We start from the raw sequence: 20,951 nt of genomic DNA, 5'->3' as shown, positions 1-20,951 counted from the left end.
AAAAAAAAGGGTTGTCTGTTATAGACAACCCTTTTTTTATAGAAAATATTTCACTATTTTTTTATGATATTTTTTAAAACTGCTTTATCAGAATAATTAATAACTTCTAAAATAATTTCTTCATTCTTTTTATTCTTTCCTTCAATCACATATAGTTTTCCGCCTTCAAATGGTTTGTTACTTTTATCAAAATCAACATCTCCATGTGTTAAAATATTTTTTATATCGGATGTATCAACCCATTTTTTACTCATTTGTATAGAGGCAATAGTATCATAATTAAATGGTTTGTTTCGGAGATCATTCAAAACTCTTGCATTGGGGAAATAATTGCATCGTGTGTCTTTTCCGCTTAAAACCATAGCGACAAAAAAGAGCCCGATGACAAAGCCTACTAGATAGTAAGCTAAACGTTGGTATAATTTCATAATTGAATACTTTTTTGGCAAAAGTAAACAATGTTATATGTTCAATAAATTATAAAGAGAGATTTATTTTAAAATACGATTAAGTTAATATCGTTATCGGGTAAGTTGAACCAATCACCAATAGCTTTGTTGGTTAGAATTCCATGATATAAGTAAACACCGTTTTTCAATCCTTTATTACAGCGAATAGCGCTTTCCAAACCGCCATCTTCAGCAATTTGTAGCAAATAAGGCGTAATAATATTGCTTATAGATAAAGAAGCTGTTTTGGAATAGCGAGATGGGATGTTGGGAACACAATAGTGAACTACATTGTTCTTAATGAATGTTGGACATTCATGAGTGGTTACTTCTGAAGTTTCAAAACAACCACCAGTATCAATGCTGACATCAACAATCACAGCGCCTTTTTTCATGTGTTCCACCATAGTTTCTGTCACAACAACAGGACAACGGTCTTTTCCTCGCATAGCACCAATAGCGACATCACATCTTCGCAATGCCTTTAACAAAGATTTAGGCTGAATGGTTGAGGTGAAAATTCTTTGGTTTAAATTATTTTGTAGCCTACGCAATTTGGTTATTGAGTTATCAAAAACTTTAACATTGGCACCTAGTCCAAGAGCTGTTTTTGCTGCAAATTCTCCAACAGTTCCTGCTCCAAGAATGACAACATCGGTTGGCGGAACACCAGTAATATTTCCTAACAATAATCCTTTTCCGAATTGATTATTGATCATCAATTCAGCAGCAATTAGTACAGATGCTGTTCCGGCAATTTCGCTCAACGATTTTACCGCAGGATAAGAACCGTCTTCGTCTTTGATATATTCAAAAGCAAGTGCCGTTATTTTCTTTTTAGTCAATGCCTCAAAGTATTCCTTTTTTCTTGTCTTGAGTTGGATGGCAGAAATAACAATTGTGTTTTGCTTGATTAAAGCAATTTCTTCCATTGTTAAAGGTTCGACCTTTAGAATAATAGGACAACTCAATACTTTTTTAGTGTCATTTGTAATACTTGCTCCAGCATCACTAAACTCTTTGTCGGTGTAACTAGAACTTAATCCAGCTCCAGATTCAATCATAACTTTATGTCCGTGTGAAGTAAGGGAATTTACTGCATCCGGAGTTAAGCAAATACGTCTTTCTTGGTAGGATGTTTCTTTTGGAATACCAATAAAAAGTTCACTTTTATGACGATATACTTCTAATTTTTCCTCTTGAGGTAAAAGTTGTTGCTTTGTGAAAGGAGTTAAAGACATAATGCGTAATTGAATTAAGGCACAAATTACAAATTTTTATTCAATTATTTAAAACTTAAATGTCTTTTGCCATCAACTGTTTGTGATAAATTTATAGTTGAATGTTTCTCAGGAATTAAATTCGGAATATTCTCAGCCCATTCAATAAAACACCAATTCCCTGAATACAAATAGTCATCAATACCCATATCCAATGCTTCCGTTTCTGATTTTAAACGGTAAACATCAAAATGGTAAACAAAGTTATTGTTATCAATTTTGTATTCATTTACTAAAGAAAAAGTAGGACTGCTTGTAGCATCTTTAACACCAAGTTCCTTAGACAAAGCTTTGATTAAAGTTGTTTTGCCAACTCCCATACTACCATGAAAGAGGATAACTTTATTTGGATTTTCACTTATAATTTTTTTAGCGACGTCGTTTATTTCATCAATTGAAAAGATGATTTCCATTGTTTATTTCGGATTAAAAACTAAAAAAGGTACTATCATTTCTTCTAAAGAAATTCCGCCATGTTGATAGGTGTTTCGATAGTAACTCACATAATGATTATAATTGTTTACGTAGGCCAGAAAATAATCGTTTTTGGCAAAAATATAAGAACTACTCATATTGATGGTTGGCAATCCAATTTTCTTTGGATCTTTTACTGCATAAACATCTTTATCTTCATAGGTTAAACTTCTACCAGTTTTGTAACGCAAATTCAAACTAGTGTTTTTATCACCTATTACTTTTGTTGGATTTTTGACATTAATTGTTCCGTGGTCTGTGGTAATAATTAATTTAAAACCAAGTTTCTGACCTTGTTGAATTATTTCTAAAAGTGGAGAATTTTTGAACCAACTCAACGTCAAAGAACGATATGCTTTATCATCGGAAGCCAATTCTTTAACCACATCCATTTCGGTTTTAGCATGCGAAAGCATGTCCACAAAGTTGTACACTACGGTAACCAAATCATTATCTTTTAGTCCTTTAAAGTTTTCGGCTAATTTTTTCCCATTACTTAAATTAGTGATTTTAAAATACTCTTGCTTGATGTTTAACCCTAGTCGTTTTAAATGTGCGGTTAAAAACTCAGCTTCATGCAAATTTTTTCCGCCTTCTTCTACATCATTTTTCCAATATTGAGGAAACTGTTTTTCCATATCCAATGGCGTTAATCCCGAGAAAATAGAGTTTCGAGCATATTGGGTTGCCGTTGGTAAACTAGCAAAATAGGGAACTTCTTTTTCTAATTTGTAATGATTGGCTACAACACTTTCCATTGCTTTCCATTGGTCATAACGCAGATTGTCGATTACTACGAACAATACAGGTTTATCTTTTTTTACCAATTCAGGAACCACTAATTCTCTGAAAAGTGTATGCGATTGTATAGGTTTGTCTACTTTGGGTTCAAACCAATCTTCGTAATTTCGCTCTATAAATTTTCCAAATTGAACATTGGCTTCCACTTTTTGACTTTCTAGAATTTCAGACATACTTTGGTCGTTGATGTTCTCCAATTCTAATTCCCAAAAGAGTAGTTTTTTATACAATTCAACCCAATCTTCGTAGGTTTTAACCATGGCCATGTCCATGGCAATTTTTCGAAATTCTTTTTGATAATCAAGCGTGGTTTTTTCAGAAATCAATCGGGAATGATCTAAGTTTTTCTTCAAACTCAACAATATCTGATTTGGATTCACAGGTTTTATTAAATAATCGGCAATTTTGGAGCCAATAGCTTCTTCCATGATATATTCCTCTTCACTCTTTGTAATCATAATTACAGGTGTTGAAGATTTTTTTTCTTTCATTTCCTGCAACGTTTCCAAACCACTCATTCCTGGCATGTTTTCGTCTAAAAAAACAATATCAAAATCGCCATCTTCATAAGCATCTATGGCATCACGACCATTATTATAGGTGGTAACTTTATAATTCTTCTTTTCCAAAAATAGGATGTGTGGTTTGAGCAAATCAATTTCATCATCAACCCAAAGTATTTTGATAGGATTCATAGTTTTATATTATTTCGTGCAAATTACTATTTTATAAAACGTAGTAATATTAAAATTAGTATAAAAAATCAAAATCTTTTTTAAACAAAAAAGCGCTACAAAATTGAAGCGCTTGAATGCTAAATTTCAATTTTTTGATTTATTTTGTTTTACAAGTATTGATACCTAATAAAGTATACAACGGACAAAAACTAATCAAACTAGTGAGAATAAATATTGCTCCAAAAGCCAATAATACATAGCCCAATGTTCCAGTTACTATTCCACTGTAAAACAAATAAATAAAAACAATTGCTGCCAAAACTCGAAGAACTTTGTCTAAACCACCCATATTTTTTTTCATAATAAAATGTAATTAATTGATTTTTAATAAAAAAGATTAGAGTAAAGTTAAGTAGATTTGGTTTATATTTATATGATTAACATGACATACTTTTAAATAAGATTATTTTAAACGAAATTTACTGGATAAATATCTCACTAATGATACAATTATTAAAAAACTCTTATGGTTCTATTTTTGAAGAAAAACTACTAGAAGAAATTGCTCAAGTTTCAAAACTTAGAGAATTTGAAGAAGGCGATGTTTTGATTGATTTTGGCGATTATATAAAAAGTATGCCATTACTCATTTCGGGTGCTATAAAAATTCTTCGCGAAGATTTTGATGAAGGAGAATTATTGCTTTATTTTTTAGAAAAAGGCGATACGTGTGCTATGACTATGGCTTGTTGTATTGGTGATACCAAAAGTGAAATTAGAGCCATTGCCGAAACCAAAGGAAAAGTTATAATGATACCCGTTTTTAAAATGGAAGAATGGCTAGGAAAGTATAAAAGTTGGAGAAATTTTGTTTTCAATAGCTATAATAATCGTATGAAAGAAATGTTAACCGCTATTGATAATTTGGCTTTTATGAATATGGATGAAAGACTATTCAATTATCTTTTAGAAAAAGTAAAAATCAATAATTCCAATTTTATTCAAAATACGCATCAGGAAATAGCATTTGATTTACATACTTCAAGAGTAGTTATTTCAAGATTACTCAAATCATTGGAAAACAATGGGAAAATTAAACTTCATAGGGCATCAATTGAATTGATAAAACAGTAACTTTTTTGAGTGTGTAACTTTTGATACTGACTATTTAATTTCATCAATTTAATTTTGTAACATCATTCCAATGACATTTATCATAGGTGATGAATGTTATACAAGCTAACTTTGAGAAAAATTAATAAAAAATGAAAATAGAGCAAATTTACACCGGATGTTTAGCACACGCCGCTTATTATCTTGAAAGTAATGGTGAAGTGGCCATATTTGACCCATTGCGTGAGGTTCAACCTTATATTGAAAGAGCAAAAAAAGATAATGCCCAAATTAAGTATGTATTTGAAACCCATTTTCATGCTGATTTCGTTTCAGGACATTTGGATTTGGCACAAAAACAAAAAGCTACCATTGTTTATGGTCCAACAGCTAAACCAAGTTTTAAAGCTTTAATTGCAGAAGATAATCAAGTTTTCTCAGTTGGAAATTGTAAGGTGAAAGCCATTCATACTCCAGGACATACTATGGAAAGTACGTGCTATTTAATTATTGATGAACAAGGAAATGAACATGGGATTATTACTGGCGACACTTTATTTATTGGTGATGTTGGTCGTCCCGATTTGGCTCAGCATGTTATTGCCGACTTGACAGAGGATAAATTAGCACGGTTATTATACCATTCCTTGAGAGAAAAAATAATGCCTTTATCAGATGATTTGATTGTGTATCCCAATCATGGTGCGGGAAGTGCTTGTGGTAAAAACATGAGTAAGGAAACTACCGATACTTTGGGAAACCAAAAGAAAACTAATTATGCTTTAAATCCAAAATTAACTGAGGATGAATTTGTAACTTCACTTTTATCGGGTTTAACTGCGCCACCAGCTTACTTTCCAAAAAATGTTTTGATGAATATTCAAGGATATGAAAGTTTGGACACCGTGATGCACAGAGGTTTAAAATCTTTTGATGTTGATTCCTTTGAAGCTGTTGCCAAAGAAACAAAAGCATTACTCCTCGACACGAGAAAAGCTTCAGAATTTGCTAAAGGATTTATTCCTAATAGCATCAACATAGGTTTGGAAAGCAATTTTGCTATGTGGGTTGGAGAATTGATTCCCGACTTAAAACAACAAATACTAATTATTGCCGATAATCATGAAAAAGTAGAGGAGGCAATCATTAGATTGTCAAGAGTAGGATATGACCATGCCATTGGATATCTCGAAGGTGGATTTGAAAGTTGGATAAAAAACAACAAACCAGTTGAAACAGTTGATAGAATTACAGCGCACGATTTGCAAGATTTAGAAGAAATTCATGAAACACCCATTATTGACGTTAGAAAAAAAAGTGAATATGAGTCAGAGCATTTAGCTGGAGCTATCAACATTCCTTTGAACGAGATCAGTAATCGAATAGCTGAGTTTCCTAAAAACGATTATTTTATTTTGCATTGTGCTGGCGGTTACAGAAGTATGATAGCTGCTTCGATACTTAAGCAAAAAGGATTTAAAAATTTTGCGGATGTCATTGGAGGTTTTAACGAAATAAAATTAACAAACTTACCACGGACTGAATTTGTATGTCCAACCACATTATTATAAATATGAACAGTAGTTTTAGTAATATTATCAATTCGGATAAACCCGTTTTAGTTGACTTTTTTGCCACTTGGTGTGGACCATGTCAAGTACTTGCTCCAGTTTTAAAAGAAGTAAAAGACAGTTTGGGTGATAGAGTTTCGATTATCAAAATAGATGTGGACAAAAACCAAATGATAGCATCAAATTATCAAGTTAGAGGTGTTCCAACCATGATTTTATTTCAAAACGGAAAACAATTATGGCGTCAATCTGGCGTTCTGAATAAAGAGCAATTATTGAAAGTTATTTTAGATAAAACAAATTAACCATTTTTAAGTAATGTAATAAGAATTTGAAAATTTAAAATGAGGTGGTTGTATGAAAAGCATTTAAACTACATTATAAAAAATTGAAAATGAAGTAACTATTTATAAAGTAATCAATACTATTTTTGTTACCGGAAATTTTGAAAGGGATATGCTTAACGAATTAAGTTATCCAGAAAAAGAGAATAATTCGTTAACCAAAAAAGCTAAATCTTATTTAAATTTTGCTAAAGGAAGAATTTTAGAATACAATTAATATGAACAAAAAAATAATTATTTTTACAACAGTTGGAGTTGTGGTTGGAGCAATTGCCGGATATGTCTATTATCATTATGTAGGTTGTGTCAGTGGAACTTGTGCTATAACTTCCAAACCATTAAACAGTACTTTATATGGTAGTTTGATGGGTGGATTGCTGTTTAATATGTTCGTCACAAACTCAAAAAAGAACTAACAAAGGTTGTCTATTTTAATAGACAACCTTTGTTAGTTTAATTATTTTTTCAAAACCGTTTTAAAAACTAAATCTTTATCCAGTTTTTTGGTACAGAAATACCAATCTTTACAATCTAATTCAGAATCATCATCCATTCTTTCTTTTGCAACTCCACAAGAACCAGCAGGTGGAACAATTACGTCATCGCCAGGTCTCCAATCAGCAGGACAAGCAACTTCAAAAGCATCCGCAGTTTGTAAAGCAATTAACACTCTATAAAGCTCATCAAAGTTTCTTCCTATACTTAAAGGATAATAAATGATGGTTCTGATAATTCCTTTTGGATCTACAAAAAATACAGCCCTTACAGCTTTAGTATTACTTTCACCCGACATAATCATTCCGTATTTTTTAGATACTTCCATAGTAATGTCTTCAATCAAAGGAAATTTCACTTCAACATCTTTCATCCCTTTGTATTCAATTTTTTCTTTAATGGAACGCAACCAAGCAATATGACTGTATAAACCATCTACGGATAAACCAACCAAGTCACAATTAACTTCTTTAAATTGATTTTCCATACTTGCAAATGTCATAAACTCAGATGTACAAACTGGTGTAAAATCAGCAGGATGACTAAAAAAGATAACCCATTTACCTTCATAATCTTTCGGAAAATTAATTGTTCCTTGTGTTGTTACTGCACTAAATTCAGGTGCTTCGTCACCTATTCTTGGCATTGAAAAATTTTCTTCCATTTTATAATTTTTAAAATTAGTATTTATTTGATATGGCAAATCTAGATGTATTAATACTTTGGGTTTGTCACATTTGTTACAAATAATAGGATTTTATTATTGTATTATTATTTTAATAGATTTTAATTATATTGTTATTTATTTCTAAAGTAACAATGGTTACACTATTCTAAATCGATACTTTCTATTTTTGTTTAAAATAAGTTGATAATGAAAAAAACAATTCTACTTTTAGCTTCTATTACTTTTTTTTCTTGCAATAAGAAAAATGAAAATTACAAACCTGTTAATGAAAAAGACAAATTAGAAGTTTCTGATAATCTTGAGGGCAAAAAGCTAATAGAAACCCATTGTTACTTGTGTCACAGTCCAAATGCACCCGAAGGTGAAGGAAGAATTGCGCCACCAATGGTTGCCATAAAAGCTAGATATATTAATAAAGAAGGTTTTAACAAAGAAGAATTTATTACAGCTCTAAAATCATTTGTTGAAAATCCAACCGAAGATAAAGCACTCATGTTTGGAGCAGTAAAAAAACACGGATTAATGCCAAAACAAGTTTTTCCTGAGGAAAGTCTTGATAAAATTGCGAATTATATGTTTGATTATCAAATAGAAGAACCCGAATGGTTTAAATCTCATTGGGAAAGTCATGGAAACGAAAAATGGACACAATCGGGCAAAAAATTAGCCGAAAAAGAGAATCCCAAAACAGTAGATGAAATTGGTTTAGAATATGCACTTTCTACTAAAAAAGTATTAGGTAAAAACCTTATGGGTGCAATACAGAAAAAAGGAACTTTGGCAGCTTTAGAATTTTGTAACATCAAAGCAATGCCTCTTACAGATAGTATGGCGACCAAGCACAATGCAATAATTAAAAGAGTTTCCGATAAAAATAGAAATCCCAATAATAAAGCAAATGTCGAAGAACTCAAATATATTGCACAGTTTAAAGCTGATTTACTCTCTAAAAATGACTCAAAACCAGTGGTAATCGAAAAAGGAAATAAAGTTCAGTTTTATTATCCTATTCCTACCAACACTATGTGTTTACAGTGCCATGGAAAACAAATAAAACCAGAAATTCAAAAACAAATTTTGAAATTGTATCCAAATGATTTAGCTGTTGGCTATAGCGAAAATGAAATTCGTGGAATGTGGAGTATTACTTTTGATAAAAACAAATGAAAGAAAATAAGAATATTATCCATTTTCATACCAATTTATTAATAAATATCGTATTGATTTAGAGTTCACTAAGTTTAAGGTATAATTAAGACAGCCATTTGTTTGGGTAAAAAAAAATACATATATTTGATCTATATTAAAATTAGTAATCAATAAAAATTTATAAAAATGAAAAAATTAGTTTCCACTTTAGCTGCAGTAGCTTTTTTATTTACCTTGAATGTAAATGCAAATACAACTGATCCTAAACAAAAAAAGAAAAAAGCAAAAACAGAGAAATCGTGCTCAACTGAGGAGAAAAAAGAATGCAGCACTGAGAAAAAAGCAGGTTGTTGTTCTTCTAAAAAAATGGATGAAAAAAAAGCATAATAATTGCTTTTTTATGATAGAAAGCGTCTCAGTGATGAGGCGCTTTTTTTTGTAACATATGTTACAAAAATGTTGATTAATAAAGAGTAGCTTTGATGAAAATTATAGAAATGAAATCACTTTTTACCTTTTGTCTGTTGTCCTTTTCTTGGCTCATTTTTTCTCAATCTACTTTTGATTACCAAGTACAATTAAATCCAGTAACTATTCCAAATTTTCCCGGAATTCATTCTTTTGCTTTTGCACAACATAATGGAAAATGGCTAATTATAGGTGGAAGAGTAGATGGAATTCACGCTCGTCAACCTTTCAATGCTTTTCCGGCAGCGAGTAATAATACATCTATTTATGTTGTTGATATTGCTGCAAATCAGTTTTGGTCGGCATCAATTACTACTTTATCAACTCCTTTAAAAGAGCAATTGCAAGCTACCAATTTCAATTTCTATCAAGATGGTAATACCTTGTATCTTGTAGGCGGTTATGCTTTTTCTGCTTCAGCAAACGATCATATTACATTTAATAAATTGACCTCTGTTGATGTGCCCAATTTAATAACTGCTATAGTTAATGGCTCTCCAGTTTCAAGCTATTTTAAACAGATGTCAAATGAAAATTTAGCCATAAATGGCGGACATTTAGCAAAAATTAATTCAACATTTTATCTAATTGGCGGTCATCGATTTGATGGAAGATACAATCCGATGAACAATCCAACGTTCACACAAACCTACTCCAACCAAATTAGAAAATTTTCTATTGATAATTCTGGAACTCAATTAAGTATTTCTAACTATCAAACTATTACTGATGCAGTTCATTTGCACAGAAGAGATTATAATTTATTGCCACAAATTTTTCCTGATGGAACGCAAGGTTATACTATTTCTTCTGGAGTTTTTCAAATCAATGTCGATTTACCTTTCTTGTATCCTGTTGACATTAAAGAAAATGGTTATTTTCCGCAAACTAATTTTAATCAATATTTGAGTAATTACCACAGTGCCGTTTCGGCTCTTTATGATGCTACTGAAAATAGAATGCATAATTTGTTTTTTGGTGGCATAAGTCAGTATTATTATAACGGAACGACATTAGTTCAAGATAATAATGTACCATTTGTAAATACAATTAGTAGAACAACTCGTTTTGCTGACGGTTCATTGCAAGAATACCAACTACCAGAAACGATGCCAGCTTTGAAAGGAGCGAGTGCTGAATTTATTCCTAATAATACTTTGCCACACTATGATAATGAGGTGCTAAAATTAAATGAAATTACAGCAAATGAATTTGTGATTGGTCATATTGTTGGTGGTATAACTAGTCCTTCTAGTAATCCGTTTACGAGTAATCAAACGTCAACTACATCAGCAAATGCTACAATATATGAAGTAAAACTCATTAAAAATCAACCTTTAGGTATCTATGAAATTAACGGTAAAAATCCATTTTCAATGATTGTTTCTCCAAATCCAACTCAAAATGATAAGGTAAAAATCAATTTTAAAATGGCTTATGTTACCACAATTGATTATTTTGTTTCGTCATTAGATGGTAAAATAATTTCTGATGGTGAAATTTCAGATACCAATCAAGGTGAAAATGAAATGACTTTTGATTTAGATGGAATTTCAAATCAAACCGTAATTATTACATTTATTTTTGATAATAAATTTTATGTTTCCCAAAAAGTGATGGTAAAATAGCTGTACTATTTTATCATTTATTAGAAAAGCTCCAATAAAAAGGGAGCTTTTTTTTATAAGCTATTTTTATATTCAATAGATTAGCTACATTTGGTAACATTTTTCAATTTTTAAAGTCCAATAAAAAAACAAAAATATTATGCGATTTAGAACAAAACTTACCCTCAGCTTATTTTCTGCTTTATTATTTTTAAACTGTAGTAAAAAAGAAATTCAATTCGAAGACCCATTAGTTACTAATAGAGATACTACGATCAATCCAGGTGATGACTTTTTTATGTATGCCAATGGCGGTTGGTTCAAAAGAAATCCCATTCCAGCTAGCGAAAGGAGTAATGGAATTTTCAGAACAATCGGCGATACTATCAATTCTCAAATTAAGCAAATTTGTGAAAAATCGGCTGCGCTAACTGACGCAGTAAAAGGTAGTAACGAACAGAAAATAGGCGATTTTTATGCGTCAGGAATGGACACATTAACTATTGAAAAATTAGGATTATCACCATTGAAAGAAGATTTGAATAAAATAAAGGCCATAAAAGATATTCCTTCATTACTTTCTACCATTGGTTATTTACACACTATTGGTGCCAATCCTGCTTTTTCAATGTATGTTAGTCAAGATGATAAGAATAGTGCAAAATATGCTGTTTTTCTTTCTCAAGGTGGATTAGGAATGGGTAATCGAGATTATTATTTCAATACCGATAAAGAAACAGTTAACATTAGAAATGAATATGTGAAGCATCTTCAAGCTATGTCTGAATTGATGGGTAATTCTAAAGAGATAGCAAAAAACAATGCTATTTCCATTATGAAAATGGAAACAGAATTGGCTAAAAATTCTCGAAAATTAGAGGCTTTGCGTGATCCAATAAAAAATTACAACAAAATGAGCATTGGTGATTTGAATAAAGCAACACCAAATGTGGATTGGAAGACAATGACTGCAACTATCGGAATTAAAAACGTAGATACTGTAATTGTTGGTCAACCGGAGTTTTATACAGCATTACATCAAATGATTAAAAGCTATTCCATTGAAGATTGGAAAACCTATTTAGAATGGGATTTAGTTAATTCCTATGCTTCCTATTTGAATGCAGCTTTTGAAAAACAAAATTTCTATTTTTTCTCCACCATAATGAGTGGTGTTAAAGAGCAAAAACCACGATGGAAAAGAATTGTTGAACAAACAGATGGTTCACTTGGTGAGTTAATAGGCCAAGTATATGTAAAAGATTATTTGCCAAAAGGTTCCAAAGAAAAACTTCTCGAAATAGGAAATAATATTCGAACGGTTTATGCAGAGCGTATAAAAAATTTGGATTGGATGAGTGAAGAAACAAAGAAGAAAGCACTATTCAAATTAAGCAAAATTGTTATGAAAGTGGGTTATCCTGACAAATGGAAAGACTTGAGTAGTATTACTATCAACCGAAATTCTTTTTTAGAGAACGTAAAAGCAGCTAACAAATGGGCAATCAACGATATGATTTCAAAATACGGAAAACCTGTAGATAGAACAGAATGGGGAATGTATCCGCAAACTTATAATGCTTATTATAATCCAAGTAATAATGAAATATGTGTTCCTGCTTGCAACATTTTAGTGCCAGGATTTGAAGGTAGAATGCCCGATGATGCAGTATTGTATGGAATTATAGGTGGTTCAACTTTTGGACACGAAATCACGCATGGGTTTGATGATCAAGGAAGTCAATATGATGAAAAAGGAAATTTAAATAACTGGTGGACAGCAGAAGATTTGAAAAAATTTAAGGCAAAAACTAAATTAATCGTTGAGCAGTTTGCTAAATACGAAGCTTTACCTGGGAAATTTGTCAATGGTGATGCTACTCAAGGAGAAAACATTGCTGATTTAGGTGGTGTAGTAATGGGATTTGAAGCTTTCAAGAAAACGTCTCAGTACAAAAACAAAGAAATAATTAGTGGTTTAACTCCTGAACAGCGTTTCTTTTTAGCGTATGGTTATGCTTGGATGGTGAATATAAAACCAGAGTCATTGGCACAACAATTACTTACGGATGTTCATTCACCAGCAAAATATAGAATTAACGGTCCTTTGGAAAACAATCCTGATTTTTATAAGGCTTTCAACATCAAGCCTGGAAGTAAAATGAGAAGATCAGACAGCGAACGGGTTGTTATTTGGTAATAAAAAAATCTCTAATCGAAAGGTTAGAGATTTTTTTTTATTTAAGTTTTAGCAGTCGCTTCTTCATACCGTTCGGAAACTTTTTTCCAGTTAATAACTTTAAAGAAAGCTTCAATGTATTTTTTTCGCTTGTATTGATAATCTAAATAATAAGCGTGTTCCCAAACATCCAAACACAAAATAGGTGTTCCCGAAATGGTTTGTTTTGGCATCAATGGATTATCTTGATTTGGAGTACTGGTTACCACTAATTTTCCTGATTTGTCAACCACTAACCAAGCCCAACCTGAACCAAATTGTTTTTCGGCCGTATCTGTAAATTGGTTTTTAAAAACTTCAAAAGAACCAAAATCCCTATTGATAATTGTGGCTAAAGTGTCTTTGGGTTGTCCGCCAGCTTTTGGAGCCATACTTTCAAAAAAGAAACCATGATTATAATATCCGCCAGCATTGTTTCTTAAATCGGCATTATTGATATCTAATTTTTTCAGAATATCTTCAATGGTCAAATCAACCATATTTGGGTCGGCAGCGACCAATTTATTTAAATTATTAGTATAAGTTAAATAGTGTTTTGAATAATGTACATTCATAGTTAGTATGTCAATACTTGGCGAAAGTGCGTTATATTCATAAGGTAAGGGTAGCAAAGAAAATTGTCCTTCATCAGCTCTAACATCATCAGGATGTCCAATAGTTACTTTTTCCTCAGCGGAAGGCAGTGGAACTTCGACAACTTCGGTTAGTTTTTTTCTCTTGCAGGAAGGAATTATAACAATAAACGAAATACAGAAAAACAATAAAAAAATCTTTTTCATACTTTATTTTTTGTCTTTTGCAATGGAATTGATGGCTTCGATATATAATTCTTTTGCTTCCTCAACGCTAAGATGACTTATTTGCATCCATGCATTAGTTTTGAAAGCATTTCTTAAGTCAAAATTGGAAGAGGTATTATAGTCAACAGTGCCAGAAGTTGCCTGCTTATAATAGGCATACAAACGCAATTGTTCATCTTGAGGTAAAGATGATTGCGGGATTTCTAGAGCTTTTTCAACAGCTTCTTGAAAACGAATTTCTAATTCTTTTTCAGACATTGTAATTTGTATTATTTAGAAGCTATTATTGTTTTTCCTCCAATAGCTTTATCATTCAAATTTACATTAATTTTTGTTCCTAATGGTAAAAATAAATCAACTCTTGAGCCAAATTTAATAAAACCGGCGTCTTCACCTTGTACTACTTGCATACCTTCTTCGGCATAGTTTACAATTCTTCGAGCAACGGCACCAGCAATTTGACGGTATAAAATTTCTCCAAATTCAACGGTTTCTATAACCACAGTTGTTCTTTCGTTTTCGGTACTAGCTTTTGGATGCCAAGCCACTAAATATTTACCAGGATGGTATTTGCTGAATTTTATTTTTCCATTAGCAGCATATCGAGTGACATGTACATTTAAAGGCGACATAAAAATCGAAACTTGCATGCGTTTGTCTTTGAAATATTCTTCTTCAAAAACTTCTTCAATCACTACCACTTTTCCATCAACTGGGGCAATAATGTGATCATCATTGATAGCAACTATACGTTTAGGATTTCTAAAAAATTGTAGAACCAAAATTAGAAATACCAATGTAACCACTTGAATTCCTTTTTCTAACCATAGAATATCGGAAAGAAATTTATGAGATAAAAGAAAAATAATTACGGTTAATGAGGTTGCAGTTAAAATGATTTTTCCGCCTTCTTTATGAAACATAATATATAATTTGATAAAATAAATAGATAAATGGTGCAACAAATATAATACTATCTAGTCGATCTAGAAAACCACCATGTCCAGGCATGATAGCACCACTATCTTTTACGCCAGCATTTCGCTTAAACTTAGATTCTATTAAATCGCCTATAGTACCAAACATTCCAATTATTAGGGCAATAATTACCCAATGAATAATTGAAGCTGACAAGTAAAATTTTGCCAATAAAAAACCTGCAATAATGGCAAACACGGCACCGCCTAAAAATCCTTCGATGGTTTTTTTTGGTGACACTCTTTCAAATAATTTGTTTTTACCGATGCTTCTTCCTACTAAATAGGCAAAAGTATCATTTGTCCATATTATTACTAAGATACTAATAATGATTTTAGGATTATAATTATCTGAATGGATATTTATGAATTGATCATCAGCATTTAAAAATGGAATTTTCGTAAAAATAATAATCGGTAACACAAGATATCCTATAAGAAAAACATATTTTGATGTTCGGTCTAATGGTTTGTTATGTTTTTCGAAAAGAAATAAAATTGACCTGATTGACACTAATAATGCTGCTATTAGCAAAAGAATTTCGTTTGTTTTTATTGTGTTGTTTAAATTAAATAACACAAAGGCAATGGTGGCCAATAGTATGGGAACTATACTTTTTAAATGTATTAATTTACAAAACTCAACAACAGAAAATAGTAGCAACAACCCAAATAACAACAAAAAACTATAAGGAGAATATAATGTGGCAGAAACCAGTAACAGTACATATACTGCTCCAGACAAAGCTCTTGTTAGGGTAGTGTTCATGCTATAAATCTTCTAAAAGCAAAAGATACAAGTTTTTGGCTGTACTTCCATATTGAAGGAAGTTTTCATCTTTTGCTTTTTCGAAATATTTTATGGTAGTAATGTTGGTAGGATAATCTTTGTCATATTTCTTTTTAATGACTCTAAGACCATCGCTCTTTGTTTCAAGAATTTGACTTGTAGTAGCTAAAATGATAATATTTGTGGGAAGATCGTTTGGTTTATTTTGTTTGATTTGATTTGATGAAAAAAGCACTGAACCTTCATCTGCTAAAAGATTTTCGCAACTGGCAAATAAAAACTTAGGATTAGTAGGTTTGTCGTAATTTATTTTGTTTTCGTCCAACATGCTGTAAAGCTTTGGTTCGTAACAAATAGCTTCACTTTCGAACCAATCATTCTCTTCTAATATGTGTTCAAAATGGTCTTTAACCTCGCTTAAGTTTTCACAATATAAAAACTTTCCGCCATTTTTTTTGAAATTATAAGTAAACTTTTCATCTACAGGAAGTAATGAAAAGCTGGATGGAATATTGCTGAATTCGCTTTGACTTTCTTCGTCAGAGGCATCATTACCCGTGCCAAAAATTTTTCTGAAAAGACTCATGCTACAATTTATATAATCTAGTTTGGAAATTGAAATCCTCCAAAGATAAAAAAATCTTAATTCAAAAGCATGTTTTGAATTAAGATTTTAAAAAAATGTTAAAAAACCTATTTGACTATACTATATCTGTTTCTTCTGCAGGAATTTCGAAGGGTCTTTTACCAAAAATAGTCTCTAAATCGTCTTTGAAAATTACTTCTCTTTCAATTAAAATACTAGCTAATTGTTCAAGTTTTTCTTTGTTATCCTCTAAGATTTTAATGGCTCTTTGGTATTCGGTTTCAATAAGACTTGAAATTTCTTTGTCAATAACTTGAGCAGTTTCCTCAGAATAGGGTTTTGAAAAATTATATTCACTTTGTCCTGACGAATCATAGTATGTAATGTTTCCAAGCTTATCACTCAAGCCATAAATGGTAACCATGGCACGAGCTTGTTTGGTTACTTTTTCTAAATCACTTAATGCTCCTGTAGAAATTTTATTGAACATTACTTTCTCAGCAGCACGACCACCCATTGTGGCACACATTTCATCTAGCATTTGCTCTGGACGAACAATTAAGCGTTCTTCAGGTAGATACCAAGCAGCACCTAAACTTTGACCTCTAGGAACTATGGTAACTTTTATTAAAGGCGCAGCGTGTTCAAGCATCCAACTTACTGTGGCGTGACCAGCTTCGTGAACTGCAATAGCACGTTTTTCCTCGGTAGTTACAATTTTATTTTTCTTTTCAAGTCCACCAACTATTCTGTCAACAGCATCAAGAAAATCTTGTTTGTCAACAGCTGTTTTGTTATTTCGAGCTGCAATCAAAGCGGCTTCATTACACACATTTGCAATATCAGCACCAGAAAAACCAGGTGTTTGTTTGGCTAAAAATTCAATATCTAATCCTTCTACTTTCTTTAGAGGCGCAAGGTGTACTTCAAAAATTTCTTTACGTTCTCTAATGTCTGGTAAGTCAACATAAATTTGACGGTCAAATCTTCCGGCACGCATCAAGGCTTTGTCTAAAACATCTGCTCTATTGGTTGCAGCCAATACAATTACATGAGTATTAGTACCAAAACCGTCCATTTCAGTAAGTAACTGATTTAAAGTATTTTCTCTTTCATCATTACCGCCAGAAAAATTATTTTTTCCACGAGCACGACCTACAGCATCTATTTCATCAATAAAAATGATTGCCGGTGCTTTGTCTTTGGCTTGTTTGAACAAGTCTCTCACACGTGAAGCTCCAACTCCCACAAACATTTCTACAAAATCTGAACCCGAAAGGGAAAAGAATGGAACTTTAGCTTCACCTGCAACGGCTTTGGCTAATAATGTTTTTCCTGTTCCTGGAGGACCAACGAGTAATGCTCCTTTTGGAATTTTACCACCAAGCGCTGTATATTTTTCAGGGTTTCTAAGGAATTCAACAATTTCTTGGATTTCTTCTTTTGCACCTTCTAAACCAGCAACATCTTTGAAAGTCGTTTTTAAATCTGTTTTTTCGTCAAAAAGTTTCGCTCTTGATTTTCCAATATTGAAGATTTGACCTCCACCGCCGCCAGCACCACCGCCGGACATTCTGCGCATGATTAAAATCCAAAGTCCAATAATTACTATAATCGGTAAAAGACTTATAAATATCTCTGACCAATTGCTTTTGGCTTTGAAATCGTAGTCTTTTATTTTGCCTTCTAGTTTTGCTTTTTCCAATTTATTTTGAAAAACTTCATCATTTCCTGGGTCAAATGTGTAATGTGGTCCTTTGTTGGCATTACCCAACATGTCTTTGGCCACTTTGCTATGTGCTTTTTCTTTTAAGGCAGCAGCAGTTAAAAAAGCTTCTCCTTCGGTTTTGTTGTAAACAATAACTTTTTCAATTTGTCCTTTTTCAAGGTATTCGTTGAATTTGGAAGAGGATATTTTGGTTGCGTCCTGAAAATTGGAACCGCCAAAAAAATTGAGTGCAAAAAACACTACAATTAATCCGGCATATATCCACCAAGGACTAAATTTGAAATTATTAGATTTCTTTTCGTCAGCCATTTTTTTTAAAACTTTTAGTAGTTGTTTGGTATTGTTGTAATTTGAGCATCACCCCAAAGTCCTTCGATGTTATAGAATTCTCTTATTTGTTTTTGAAACACATGAACTACAATATCTACATAATCCATTAGTACCCACTCGCCATTGTCCGTTCCTTCCACGTGCCATGGTTTGTCTTTTAATTCTTTGGATACTAGTTTTTGGATGGAGTTAACTATTGCGTTAACTTGGGTATTTGAATTTCCATTGCAGATGATAAAATAATCACAAACTGCAGTGTCAATTGCTCTTAAATCGAGGATATCAATATCATTTCCTTTTACTTCTTCAATGCCTTTGATGATATTCGCTAGGAGAATATCGGTATTAACTTTTTTCTTCGTCATGTACTTTTTATGTATGTTTTGCAAAGGTATTCTTTTTTGTTATTATTTTTGCTCAACAAAAGTTTAAAATTCGTTAATATTTACTTTACTATCATGACTATAATCAAACTCGATGCCATAGATTCGACAAATGACTATTTGAAACAATTGTCCAAAGATAAAGTATTGGAAAACCTAACCGTTGTAATGGCAAATGTTCAGACAAAGGGCAAAGGTCAGATGGGTGCTGAATGGCATTCTGAGGCTGGTAAAAACCTGCTCATGAGCATCTTGGTTAAAGATGTTGTTCAAAAGGAAAACTCTGTTTTTGATTTTAATGTGACAATAACCCTTGCAGTTGCTAAACTTTTAGAGCTGATGAAAGTTTCTAATGTGAAGGTGAAATGGCCTAACGACATTATGGCAGATGGAAAAAAAATTGCTGGTATTCTTATAGAAAATGTAATTAAATCGGATGGCAGTATCACAGCCGTTGTTGGAATTGGGCTTAATGTAAATCAAACCAATTTTGATGGAATTCCAAATGCTACTTCTTTGTGCCAACATTCCGATTTAGAATTTGATAATCTTGAAGATGTAGCAAAATTGCTGCAACGTTCCATAGAAAGTTATTTACTAATAGCTAATGAAAATATGGATACTCTTTGGAACATATACAACGAGAGTTTATTTCAATTAAATAGGCCATCTCATTTTCAGGATAAAAACGGTCATCGTTTTAATGGTTTTGTAAAGTATGTTACACGAGACGGAAAATTAGCTATATGGCATGATGATGATAAGATACATCATTATGAAGTGAAAGACATTAAGATGCTTTTTTGAAATAAATCCCTCTAATAAACAATTTCTTAAAATAATCCTTTCAAAGGTGAGTTGTTAATACCAATTTTAGTGTAATCAAAGTTCATTTTTTCTTTTAATAGCGTAGCATAAACACTTCTAAAATCGATTTCATATTTTAAATCGCCATTATCTAAGTCAGTAAGGTTTGGATTATTACCTACTATTTTTCCTTTTGTGTTTCCACCAATAATAAACATGGGAGCTGCAGTTCCGTGGTCAGTGCCATTACCATTGTCTTTTACTCTTCGACCAAATTCCGAAAAGACTACTATGGTTACATTTTGAAGCAAATTTGCTTTTTTCAAATCGGTATAAAAACTAAAGATAGCATCATTCAACTCGGTTAAATTGCGTTGTTGAATGGCTACTTGATTGTCATGGGTATCATACCCGTTTTGGGAAGTGTAATACACTTTCGAATTTAAATTTCCTTTAATCAATCGTGCAATCCATTCAAGATTTTTACCCAACCCGGTTTTTGGATAACTATTTTCCGCAGTTGATTTTGCCAAAGCTTTTTGAATTTCATCTGACCCTTCGGTAACCGAATTGGCTATTTTGCGCACAAAATCAAGTTGTGGATTATCAGACAGTTTTATCGTTTCATCAGTATCTGTTCTAATTTTGAAACGGTTTGGGTCTTTTACAGTAATAGCATTGGGTTCGTTTCCTTTCAACGCCAGATTATCTATATTGTCTAAATTTATTCCTGCTGTGGGTTGGTGTTCCTTGCATTGTAAATCGAGATAACGACCAAGCCAACCTTCATTTAAATATTGGTTGGGATTGGAAGCGGTTTGCCAAATTTCTTGACTCCGAAAATGAGAACGATTAGGTTCGGGATAACCCACATTTTGAACAACAGACAAATCGCCATTTTGTTGAATTTTGGCAAAATCTTTGAGCGCAGGATGAAAACCCATGCCATTATTTTTGGCTAGTACATCGTTCTTTGAAATCGCTATTTTAGTTCGTAAATCATAATATAACGGATTATCAAAAGGGATAAAAGTATTCAATCCATCATTGCCACCGTTTAGTTGGATAAAAACTAAGCACTGTTCGCCAATAACTAAATTGGTTTGTGAACCAAATGCATGAAGGAAATCGGGTAGAAGCAAGGTTCCGCCGGTGAATGTTCCTGTAAGCGTGAGAAAGTTTCTTCTGTTCATG

The 20,951-nt window shown here is 32.2% G+C and carries 23 protein-coding genes; 9 read left to right on the top strand and 14 right to left on the bottom strand.

Annotation, left to right across the window (positions count from 1 at the left end; all coding sequences use genetic code 11):
* Positions 1-53: 53 nt before the first annotated feature.
* The 5 genes from ACSVH2_RS13160 to ACSVH2_RS13140 all read right to left on the bottom strand — a co-directional run bounded on the left by ACSVH2_RS13160 (position 54) and on the right by ACSVH2_RS13140 (position 4,042).
* Complete coding sequence (locus ACSVH2_RS13160) at positions 54-428, bottom strand: DUF4258 domain-containing protein (protein ID WP_438093642.1); 375 nt, start codon at positions 426-428, stop codon at positions 54-56.
* Positions 429-496: 68 nt separating this feature from the next.
* Positions 497-1,690: an alanine dehydrogenase gene (locus ACSVH2_RS13155; RefSeq protein WP_438093641.1), complete on the bottom strand. Its 1,194-nt coding sequence runs from the start codon at positions 1,688-1,690 to the stop codon at positions 497-499.
* 44 nt (positions 1,691-1,734) lie between these two features.
* Positions 1,735-2,142, bottom strand: coding sequence for a tRNA (adenosine(37)-N6)-threonylcarbamoyltransferase complex ATPase subunit type 1 TsaE (gene tsaE / locus ACSVH2_RS13150; RefSeq protein WP_438093640.1), 408 nt, complete (start codon positions 2,140-2,142; stop codon positions 1,735-1,737).
* Between the two features lie 3 nt (positions 2,143-2,145).
* Entirely contained in the window at positions 2,146-3,699 is a 1,554-nt protein-coding gene (locus ACSVH2_RS13145; RefSeq protein ID WP_438093639.1) for a response regulator, read from the bottom strand.
* 139 nt (positions 3,700-3,838) lie between these two features.
* The gene (locus ACSVH2_RS13140) at positions 3,839-4,042 is read right to left on the bottom strand and encodes a YgaP family membrane protein (protein ID WP_438093638.1); all 204 of its coding nucleotides are present in this window, start codon (positions 4,040-4,042) and stop codon (positions 3,839-3,841) included.
* Positions 4,043-4,182: 140 nt separating this feature from the next.
* Between ACSVH2_RS13140 and ACSVH2_RS13135 the strand changes: the two genes are divergently transcribed.
* From ACSVH2_RS13135 to ACSVH2_RS13120, 4 genes are all read left to right on the top strand, one after another.
* Positions 4,183-4,815 carry a Crp/Fnr family transcriptional regulator gene (locus tag ACSVH2_RS13135; RefSeq protein ID WP_438093637.1) on the top strand — a complete coding sequence of 211 codons (633 nt, stop codon included), beginning with the start codon at positions 4,183-4,185 and terminating at the stop codon, positions 4,813-4,815.
* A gap of 131 nt (positions 4,816-4,946) precedes the next feature.
* Positions 4,947-6,365 (top strand): MBL fold metallo-hydrolase, encoded by a 1,419-nt coding sequence (locus ACSVH2_RS13130; RefSeq protein WP_438093636.1) that lies wholly within the window; start codon positions 4,947-4,949, stop codon positions 6,363-6,365.
* A gap of 2 nt (positions 6,366-6,367) precedes the next feature.
* Positions 6,368-6,670 (top strand): thioredoxin, encoded by a 303-nt coding sequence (trxA, locus tag ACSVH2_RS13125; protein ID WP_438093635.1) that lies wholly within the window; start codon positions 6,368-6,370, stop codon positions 6,668-6,670.
* Positions 6,671-6,927: 257 nt separating this feature from the next.
* The gene (locus ACSVH2_RS13120; protein ID WP_438093634.1) at positions 6,928-7,125 is read left to right on the top strand and encodes a DUF6132 family protein; all 198 of its coding nucleotides are present in this window, start codon (positions 6,928-6,930) and stop codon (positions 7,123-7,125) included.
* A 41-nt stretch (positions 7,126-7,166) separates the two neighbouring features.
* On the opposite strand, the gene ACSVH2_RS13115 is transcribed toward ACSVH2_RS13120, so the two are convergent.
* Positions 7,167-7,868 (bottom strand): peroxiredoxin, encoded by a 702-nt coding sequence (locus ACSVH2_RS13115; protein ID WP_438093633.1) that lies wholly within the window; start codon positions 7,866-7,868, stop codon positions 7,167-7,169.
* A gap of 210 nt (positions 7,869-8,078) precedes the next feature.
* Here ACSVH2_RS13115 and ACSVH2_RS13110 point away from each other — a divergent pair, with 210 nt between their 5' ends.
* The 4 genes from ACSVH2_RS13110 to ACSVH2_RS13095 all read left to right on the top strand — a co-directional run bounded on the left by ACSVH2_RS13110 (position 8,079) and on the right by ACSVH2_RS13095 (position 13,316).
* Positions 8,079-9,059, top strand: a complete 981-nt coding sequence (locus ACSVH2_RS13110) for a c-type heme family protein (RefSeq protein WP_438093632.1) — start codon at positions 8,079-8,081, stop codon at positions 9,057-9,059.
* Between the two features lie 168 nt (positions 9,060-9,227).
* Positions 9,228-9,428 (top strand): hypothetical protein, encoded by a 201-nt coding sequence (locus ACSVH2_RS13105; protein ID WP_438093631.1) that lies wholly within the window; start codon positions 9,228-9,230, stop codon positions 9,426-9,428.
* Between the two features lie 110 nt (positions 9,429-9,538).
* Positions 9,539-11,137 (top strand): hypothetical protein, encoded by a 1,599-nt coding sequence (locus tag ACSVH2_RS13100; RefSeq protein WP_438093630.1) that lies wholly within the window; start codon positions 9,539-9,541, stop codon positions 11,135-11,137.
* A 139-nt stretch (positions 11,138-11,276) separates the two neighbouring features.
* On the top strand, positions 11,277-13,316 hold the full coding sequence (locus ACSVH2_RS13095; RefSeq protein ID WP_438093629.1) for a M13 family metallopeptidase: 2,040 nt from the start codon (positions 11,277-11,279) through the stop codon (positions 13,314-13,316).
* A gap of 41 nt (positions 13,317-13,357) precedes the next feature.
* Here ACSVH2_RS13095 and ACSVH2_RS13090 read toward each other — a convergent pair whose 3' ends face one another.
* The 7 genes from ACSVH2_RS13090 to rsfS all read right to left on the bottom strand — a co-directional run bounded on the left by ACSVH2_RS13090 (position 13,358) and on the right by rsfS (position 18,932).
* Complete coding sequence (locus ACSVH2_RS13090; RefSeq protein WP_438093628.1) at positions 13,358-14,134, bottom strand: superoxide dismutase; 777 nt, start codon at positions 14,132-14,134, stop codon at positions 13,358-13,360.
* A 3-nt stretch (positions 14,135-14,137) separates the two neighbouring features.
* Positions 14,138-14,413, bottom strand: a complete 276-nt coding sequence (locus ACSVH2_RS13085; RefSeq protein WP_438093627.1) for an acyl-CoA-binding protein — start codon at positions 14,411-14,413, stop codon at positions 14,138-14,140.
* An 11-nt stretch (positions 14,414-14,424) separates the two neighbouring features.
* Positions 14,425-15,078 (bottom strand): phosphatidylserine decarboxylase family protein, encoded by a 654-nt coding sequence (locus ACSVH2_RS13080; protein WP_438093626.1) that lies wholly within the window; start codon positions 15,076-15,078, stop codon positions 14,425-14,427.
* Positions 15,068-15,901, bottom strand: coding sequence for a phosphatidate cytidylyltransferase (locus ACSVH2_RS13075; protein ID WP_438093625.1), 834 nt, complete (start codon positions 15,899-15,901; stop codon positions 15,068-15,070). Before ACSVH2_RS13075 ends, ACSVH2_RS13080 begins: the two co-directional genes overlap by 11 nt.
* A gap of 1 nt (position 15,902) precedes the next feature.
* On the bottom strand, positions 15,903-16,508 hold the full coding sequence (locus tag ACSVH2_RS13070) for a lactate utilization protein B/C (RefSeq protein WP_438093624.1): 606 nt from the start codon (positions 16,506-16,508) through the stop codon (positions 15,903-15,905).
* 115 nt (positions 16,509-16,623) lie between these two features.
* Complete coding sequence (ftsH, locus tag ACSVH2_RS13065) at positions 16,624-18,546, bottom strand: ATP-dependent zinc metalloprotease FtsH (RefSeq protein ID WP_438093623.1); 1,923 nt, start codon at positions 18,544-18,546, stop codon at positions 16,624-16,626.
* 14 nt (positions 18,547-18,560) lie between these two features.
* The gene (gene rsfS / locus ACSVH2_RS13060) at positions 18,561-18,932 is read right to left on the bottom strand and encodes a ribosome silencing factor (RefSeq protein ID WP_438093622.1); all 372 of its coding nucleotides are present in this window, start codon (positions 18,930-18,932) and stop codon (positions 18,561-18,563) included.
* Positions 18,933-19,025: 93 nt separating this feature from the next.
* Here rsfS and ACSVH2_RS13055 point away from each other — a divergent pair, with 93 nt between their 5' ends.
* Complete coding sequence (locus ACSVH2_RS13055; RefSeq protein ID WP_438093621.1) at positions 19,026-19,757, top strand: biotin--[acetyl-CoA-carboxylase] ligase; 732 nt, start codon at positions 19,026-19,028, stop codon at positions 19,755-19,757.
* A 26-nt stretch (positions 19,758-19,783) separates the two neighbouring features.
* On the opposite strand, the gene ACSVH2_RS13050 is transcribed toward ACSVH2_RS13055, so the two are convergent.
* Complete coding sequence (locus tag ACSVH2_RS13050; protein WP_438093620.1) at positions 19,784-20,950, bottom strand: DUF1501 domain-containing protein; 1,167 nt, start codon at positions 20,948-20,950, stop codon at positions 19,784-19,786.
* Position 20,951 lies beyond the last annotated feature (1 nt).

It is taken from the genome of Flavobacterium sp. RSB2_4_14 (genome assembly GCF_051547085.1).
Classification (GTDB): Bacteria; Bacteroidota; Bacteroidia; order Flavobacteriales; family Flavobacteriaceae; genus Flavobacterium.
Note: the sequence above shows the minus strand (reverse complement) of the source record. Positions and strands in the feature narration are given on the sequence as shown.

Excerpts from the sequence above, each read along its gene's own strand:
- ACSVH2_RS13160 (WP_438093642.1), bottom strand. The coding sequence starts at position 428 with ATGAAATTATACCAACGTTTAGCTTACTATCTAGTAGGCTTTGTCATC.
- ACSVH2_RS13155 (WP_438093641.1), bottom strand. The coding sequence starts at position 1,690 with ATGTCTTTAACTCCTTTCACAAAGCAACAACTTTTACCTCAAGAGGAA.
- tsaE (WP_438093640.1), bottom strand. The coding sequence starts at position 2,142 with ATGGAAATCATCTTTTCAATTGATGAAATAAACGACGTCGCTAAAAAA.
- ACSVH2_RS13145 (WP_438093639.1), bottom strand. The coding sequence starts at position 3,699 with ATGAATCCTATCAAAATACTTTGGGTTGATGATGAAATTGATTTGCTC.
- ACSVH2_RS13140 (WP_438093638.1), bottom strand. The coding sequence starts at position 4,042 with ATGAAAAAAAATATGGGTGGTTTAGACAAAGTTCTTCGAGTTTTGGCA.
- ACSVH2_RS13135 (WP_438093637.1), top strand. The coding sequence starts at position 4,183 with ATGATACAATTATTAAAAAACTCTTATGGTTCTATTTTTGAAGAAAAA.
- ACSVH2_RS13130 (WP_438093636.1), top strand. The coding sequence starts at position 4,947 with ATGAAAATAGAGCAAATTTACACCGGATGTTTAGCACACGCCGCTTAT.
- trxA (WP_438093635.1), top strand. The coding sequence starts at position 6,368 with ATGAACAGTAGTTTTAGTAATATTATCAATTCGGATAAACCCGTTTTA.
- ACSVH2_RS13120 (WP_438093634.1), top strand. The coding sequence starts at position 6,928 with ATGAACAAAAAAATAATTATTTTTACAACAGTTGGAGTTGTGGTTGGA.
- ACSVH2_RS13115 (WP_438093633.1), bottom strand. The coding sequence starts at position 7,868 with ATGGAAGAAAATTTTTCAATGCCAAGAATAGGTGACGAAGCACCTGAA.
- ACSVH2_RS13110 (WP_438093632.1), top strand. The coding sequence starts at position 8,079 with ATGAAAAAAACAATTCTACTTTTAGCTTCTATTACTTTTTTTTCTTGC.
- ACSVH2_RS13105 (WP_438093631.1), top strand. The coding sequence starts at position 9,228 with ATGAAAAAATTAGTTTCCACTTTAGCTGCAGTAGCTTTTTTATTTACC.
- ACSVH2_RS13100 (WP_438093630.1), top strand. The coding sequence starts at position 9,539 with ATGAAATCACTTTTTACCTTTTGTCTGTTGTCCTTTTCTTGGCTCATT.
- ACSVH2_RS13095 (WP_438093629.1), top strand. The coding sequence starts at position 11,277 with ATGCGATTTAGAACAAAACTTACCCTCAGCTTATTTTCTGCTTTATTA.
- ACSVH2_RS13090 (WP_438093628.1), bottom strand. The coding sequence starts at position 14,134 with ATGAAAAAGATTTTTTTATTGTTTTTCTGTATTTCGTTTATTGTTATA.
- ACSVH2_RS13085 (WP_438093627.1), bottom strand. The coding sequence starts at position 14,413 with ATGTCTGAAAAAGAATTAGAAATTCGTTTTCAAGAAGCTGTTGAAAAA.
- ACSVH2_RS13080 (WP_438093626.1), bottom strand. The coding sequence starts at position 15,078 with ATGTTTCATAAAGAAGGCGGAAAAATCATTTTAACTGCAACCTCATTA.
- ACSVH2_RS13075 (WP_438093625.1), bottom strand. The coding sequence starts at position 15,901 with ATGAACACTACCCTAACAAGAGCTTTGTCTGGAGCAGTATATGTACTG.
- ACSVH2_RS13070 (WP_438093624.1), bottom strand. The coding sequence starts at position 16,508 with ATGAGTCTTTTCAGAAAAATTTTTGGCACGGGTAATGATGCCTCTGAC.
- ftsH (WP_438093623.1), bottom strand. The coding sequence starts at position 18,546 with ATGGCTGACGAAAAGAAATCTAATAATTTCAAATTTAGTCCTTGGTGG.
- rsfS (WP_438093622.1), bottom strand. The coding sequence starts at position 18,932 with ATGACGAAGAAAAAAGTTAATACCGATATTCTCCTAGCGAATATCATC.
- ACSVH2_RS13055 (WP_438093621.1), top strand. The coding sequence starts at position 19,026 with ATGACTATAATCAAACTCGATGCCATAGATTCGACAAATGACTATTTG.
- ACSVH2_RS13050 (WP_438093620.1), bottom strand. The coding sequence starts at position 20,950 with ATGAACAGAAGAAACTTTCTCACGCTTACAGGAACATTCACCGGCGGA.